This window comes from Streptomyces sp. PA03-1a (assembly GCF_033792805.1).
GTDB lineage: Bacteria > Actinomycetota > Actinomycetes > Streptomycetales > Streptomycetaceae > Actinacidiphila.
Map to the genome: position 1 here is coordinate 1 of NZ_JARAVO010000398.1, position 4,797 is coordinate 4,797.

The window sequence follows — 4,797 nt, forward strand, 5'->3', positions numbered from 1 at the left end:
TGGCGTTGACTTTTGGCACGCTGTTGAGTTCTCAAGGAACGGAAGCTTCCTTCGAGACCGTTTCACCGGCCCCTCCGGGCTTTCCCTTCGTTGTCTCCAACCTTACCAGATTCGTTTCGCGTTTCCGCTCTTCGTTTCCGGCCCCCTATTGGAGCGGGGTTTTTCGTTTCGCGCCTTCCGGCGTGTCCACTACGTTAGCGGATTTCCCCTGCGGTTCATAATCGAGCCATTCGGATCTGATTTCGGCATGCCGAAATCGTCCCCGAGGGGAAGTCGTGCAGTAGTGGTTTGCCGCCGGGCGGCTTGATTGGCCACCTCTGGAAGGTGACCCGTCCGAGGCAGCTTGAGAACACTACACCACGCCCCGGGGTGCTTCAAACCTGTGGCCGTCAACAGGTTTGCGCGTTACCTTCGGGGCATGACCGAGCATGCGCACTCGTACTTGTGGTGGGCCGCCTGACGGCGGCCTTCGCTCAGCGCATGCATCCAACGGCCGCCGCTTCGGCGGCCGTACGTGTCTCTGTTCCGGCTCGCCGACCGCGGTGGTCCCACAGCCGGGAGGAACAGCGATGACGAGGGTCTTCAGCGGGATCAAGCCGACGGGGCACCTGACCCTGGGCAACTACCTGGGCGCCGTGCGGCAGTGGGCAGCTGTGGACCAGCACCGGGCCGAGTCGCTGTTCTGCGTCGTGGACCTGCACGCGCTCACCGTCGAGCACGATCCGGCGCGGGTGCAGCGGCTGAGCCGCCAGGCGGCGACGCTCCTGCTGGCCGCCGGCCTCGACCCGCGGGTCTGCACGCTCTTCGTGCAGAGCCATGTGGACGAGCACGCCCGCCTGGCGTACCTCCTCGAATGCACCGCCACGGACGGGGAGATGCGCAGGATGGTCCAGTACAAGGAGAAGGCGGCCAGGGAGCAGCGGCGGGGCGGCAGTGTGCGGCTGTCGTTGCTGACGTACCCCGTGCTGATGGCGGCGGACATCCTGGCGTACGGGGCGGACGAGGTGCCCGTCGGGGACGACCAGGCACAGCACGTGGAGCTGACGCGGGATCTGGCGGTGCGGTTCAACCACCGTTACGGGCATGTGTTCACCGTCCCCCGGGCGGTGCTGCCGCAGGTGGCGGCGCGGGTGATGAACCTGCAGGACCCGGGGTCGAAGATGGGCAAGTCGGAGGACACCGGCCCGGGAATCGTCTACCTGCTCGACGAGCCCGACGTCGTCCGCAGGAAGGTGCTGCGGGCGGTGACGGACAGCGGGCAGGACGTGGCGTACGACCCGCAGGAGCGGCCGGGGGTGGCGAACCTGCTGGAGATCCTGTCGGCGTGCACGGGCCGGGCGCCGCAGGACCTCGCGGCGGGGTACGACTCGTACGGCGCCCTGAAAATGGACACCGCCGAGGCCGTCGTGGAGGAGCTGCGGCCGTTGTGGGAACGGCACGCGGAGCTGGTGGCCGACCCCGGCTACGTGGACGGGGTGCTCAGGGACGGTGCCGAGCGGGCGCGGGGCCTGGCCCGGCCGACGGTCGACGCGGCCTACCGGGCGATCGGGCTGCTGCCGCCGGGCTGAGGACGTGCTGACGGCGGCCGGGGCCTGCTGAACCCGGCCGGCCGGTCAGCCGTTGCCGGAGGCGAGTTCGCGGCTGCGGTCGCGGGCGGCTTCCAGGGCGGCGATCAGGGCGTGGCGCACGCCGTGCTTCTCCAGTTCCCGGATGGCGTTGATGGTGGTGCCGGCCGGGGAGGTGACGGCCTCGCGGAGCTTGACGGGGTGCTCGCCGCTGTCGCGGAGCATCACGGCGGCGCCGATCGCGGACTGCACGATCAGGTCGTGGGCCTGGGCGCGCGGCAGGCCGAGGAGGATGCCGGCGTCGGTCATGGCCTCGACCAGGTAGTAGAAGTACGCGGGTCCGGAGCCGGAGAGGGCGGTGGCGGCGTCCTGCTGGTACTCGGGGATGCGCAGGGTCTTGCCGACCGGCTGGAAGATCTCCTCGGTGCGCAGCAGGTGCTCCTCGGCGGCGTGGCTGCCGCCTGAGATGACGGACATGCCCTCGTCGACCAGGACGGGGGTGTTGGGCATGACGCGGACGACCGCGATGCCGTCCGCGAGGCGCTCCTCGAAGAAGGAGGTCGGGACGCCGGCCGCGGCACTGATGACCAGCCGGTCGGCGGCGACGTGCGGGGCGAGCTCCTCCAGGAGGGCGGACATGTCCTGCGGCTTCACGGCGAGGATGAGGGTGTCGGCGGTCTTGGCCGCCTCCTCGTTGGAGACCGATTCGACGCCGTAGCGGGCGTGCAGCTCCTGGGCGCGCGCCGGGCGGCGGGCGGTCACGAGGAGGTTCTCCGGCTGTCGGCCGGCACGGAGCATGCCCGACAGGAGGGCCTCGCCGATCTTGCCGGTGCCGAGCACCGCGACTTTCTGCGTCATGGGGTCATCCTCGCACCGTGGGCGGCCCGGAGGCCGTGCCGTCCACGGTGCGGTCACCCTGCGGGATCAGGCCGTACGGCGGCGGAGCGTGGCCGCGCCGAGGGCGAGTGCGAGCGCGGCGCTGCCGGCGACGACGGCGAGGTCTCGGACGAAGTCACCGGTGACGCCGGTGTGGGTGAGGACCTCCTGCATGCCGTCGACGGCGTACGACATGGGCAGGACGTTGGAGATGGCCTCCAGCACCGGCTGCATCCGGTCGCGCGGCATGAGGAGTCCGCAGAGCAGGATCTGCGGCAGCAGCACGGCGGGCATGAACTGCACGGCCTGGAACTCGCTGGCGGCGAAGGCGCTGACGAAGAGCCCGAGGGCGGTGCCCAGGCAGGCGTCGGCGAGGGCGACCAGGAGCAGCAGCCAGGCGGAGCCGGTGACGTCGAGGCCGAGCGCGAGGACCGCGAGCCCGGTGGCGAGGACGGCCTGGACGACGGCGACGGCGCCGAAGGCGAGGGCGTACCCGGCCAGCAGGTCGCCCTTGCCGAGCGGCATGGACAGCAGGCGTTCCAGGGTGCCCGAGGTGCGTTCGCGCAGCGTCGCGATCGAGGTGACCAGGAACATCGTGATGAGCGGGAAGATGCCCAGCAGCGAGGCGCCGACGGTGTCGAAGGTGCGCGGGCTTGCGTCGTAGACCCAGGACAGCAGGGTGAGCAGGACGCAGGGCACCACGACCATCAGGGCGATGGTGCGCGGGTCGTGGCGCAGTTGCAGCAGTACGCGGCGGGCGGTGGCGAGGGTGCGGCGCGTGCTCATCGGACGGGCTCCTCGGCCTGGTGGGGGAGCTTCCCGGCGGCCTCGTCGACGAGGCGGAGGAAGGCGTCCTCGACGGTGGGGGCGCCGGTGCCCGCGCGCAGCTCGTCGGGGGCGCCCTGCGCGAGGATGCGGCCCTCGCGCATGAGCAGCAGCCGGTGGCAGCGCTCGGCCTCGTCCATGACGTGGCTGGAGACGAGGAGGGCGGCGCCCCGTTCGGCGGCGAGGCGGTGGAAGAGCTCCCACAGGTCGCGGCGCAGGACGGGGTCGAGGCCGACGGTGGGTTCGTCGAGCACGAGCAGTTCGGGGGTGCCGAGGAGCGCCACGGCGAGGGAGACCCGGTTCAGCTGTCCGCCGGAGAGGTTGCCGGCGAGGGCGGTGGCGTGGGAGACCAGGTCGACGTCGGCGATGGCGCGTTCGACGTGGCCGGGGGCGTCGCCGCCGAGGACGGCGGCGAAGTACTCGAGGTTCTGGCGGACGGTCAGGTCGAGGTAGACGGAGGCGGCCTGGGTCACGTAGCCGACGCGGGGGCGCAGGTCGCGGTGGCCGGCGGGCAGGCCGAGGACGTCGAGGGTGCCGGTGACGGCCGCCTGGGTGCCGACGACGGCGCGCATGAGGGTCGACTTGCCGCAGCCGCTGGGGCCGAGCAGGCCGGTGATCTCGCCACGGGGGACGGTGAACTCCAGGGCGTCCAGGACGGTGCGGCCGCCGCGGACGACGGTGAGCCCGGAGGCGTGCACGGCGGGTCCGGGGCCCGGACCTCCGGGCTCCTCGGCTTTATTCATCATGCGGTGAATAATGCTCCGGGGCGCCTCGGGGCGTCAAGGAGCAGCGGATACATCCGTTTGCGTGACGGATCATTTACACTCCGTTTGCTTAAAGAGCTTGCAAAATGGAGAGGCTGTCTGCGCAAAATGGAGGGCGGCTACGCATCGGAACGGGGGCACCTGTGGTATCGGCCAAGGGAGTTGCGCGTGCTGTCGCCGTCATGGCGGCACTGCTGCTCTCCCTGTTCGCGGCGATAGGCTGCGCCGCCGCCGAGCCCGTTCCCGTCTCCGGCCGCGGCGCGGGCACGACGGTGGCACGCGTGGAGCCCGAGACTCGGAACTGCCTGGCACGCAGGCACGGGAGCAACGGCATACGCCTGGTGCTGCCCGGGACCGTGAGCGTCCCGGCACCGGCACCGGCACCACGGGGCGGCACCGGGACCGATGAGACGGTCCCGGCGGTAGGCGCCCAGGTGTCCGCCGCCGTGACGGCGCCGCGGACCGCCCGGCAGGCGGTACCCCTCTCCAGATCCGGAGAACTACCGATCGCCCTCGGCGCGTTCCGCTGCTGAGGCACGGCCTGCCGCCTGCTCTTCCCTCCTGACCGCGGTCGTCGCCCGCGGCCCGGGCCCCACCCGGCCCGGGCCCGCGCCGGCGCCCGCGCGTCCACGTGCACGCACATGCACTCGTACGCGGCGCCCGCGGTCCGGGAGAACCGTCCCCCCACACTGCTCGACCACGTACGCCCCCGCCCACGCCGGCGCCGGGGCGCAATGGAGGACACCCGCGTGAAGACCTTCATCCCC

Annotated in this window: 5 protein-coding genes; 2 read left to right on the forward strand and 3 right to left on the reverse strand. The window is 71.5% G+C overall.

What is annotated here, in order from left to right; all coding sequences use genetic code 11:
* The first annotated feature begins 569 nt into the window (after nucleotides 1–569).
* Entirely contained in the window at nucleotides 570–1,568 is a 999-nt protein-coding gene (trpS, locus tag PV341_RS43840; RefSeq protein ID WP_500330142.1) for a tryptophan--tRNA ligase, read from the forward strand.
* A gap of 45 nt (nucleotides 1,569–1,613) precedes the next feature.
* Here the strand turns inward: trpS and proC are convergent, their stop codons facing one another.
* The 3 genes from proC to PV341_RS43855 form a co-directional block, all read right to left on the reverse strand.
* A complete protein-coding gene (proC, locus tag PV341_RS43845) occupies nucleotides 1,614–2,423 on the reverse strand; it encodes a pyrroline-5-carboxylate reductase (protein WP_500330144.1) in 810 nt (269 codons plus the stop codon).
* Nucleotides 2,424–2,489: 66 nt separating this feature from the next.
* The gene (locus PV341_RS43850) at nucleotides 2,490–3,227 is read right to left on the reverse strand and encodes an ABC transporter permease (protein ID WP_500330146.1); all 738 of its coding nucleotides are present in this window, start codon (nucleotides 3,225–3,227) and stop codon (nucleotides 2,490–2,492) included.
* On the reverse strand, nucleotides 3,224–4,012 hold the full coding sequence (locus PV341_RS43855) for an ABC transporter ATP-binding protein (protein WP_500360838.1): 789 nt from the start codon (nucleotides 4,010–4,012) through the stop codon (nucleotides 3,224–3,226). The genes PV341_RS43850 and PV341_RS43855 overlap by 4 nt, the downstream gene beginning before the upstream one ends.
* Nucleotides 4,013–4,212: 200 nt before the next feature.
* On the opposite strand from PV341_RS43855, the gene PV341_RS43860 reads away from it, so the two are divergent.
* Nucleotides 4,213–4,563, forward strand: coding sequence for a hypothetical protein (locus PV341_RS43860; RefSeq protein WP_500360840.1), 351 nt, complete (start codon nucleotides 4,213–4,215; stop codon nucleotides 4,561–4,563).
* Nucleotides 4,564–4,797: the final 234 nt, after the last annotated feature.

What these genes read in the sequence shown, in the direction of transcription:
- trpS (WP_500330142.1), top strand. Translation starts at nt 570, where the DNA reads ATGACGAGGGTCTTCAGCGGGATCAAGCCGACGGGGCACCTGACCCTG.
- proC (WP_500330144.1), bottom strand. Translation starts at nt 2,423, where the DNA reads ATGACGCAGAAAGTCGCGGTGCTCGGCACCGGCAAGATCGGCGAGGCC.
- PV341_RS43850 (WP_500330146.1), bottom strand. Translation starts at nt 3,227, where the DNA reads ATGAGCACGCGCCGCACCCTCGCCACCGCCCGCCGCGTACTGCTGCAA.
- PV341_RS43855 (WP_500360838.1), bottom strand. Translation starts at nt 4,012, where the DNA reads ATGATGAATAAAGCCGAGGAGCCCGGAGGTCCGGGCCCCGGACCCGCC.
- PV341_RS43860 (WP_500360840.1), top strand. Translation starts at nt 4,213, where the DNA reads ATGGCGGCACTGCTGCTCTCCCTGTTCGCGGCGATAGGCTGCGCCGCC.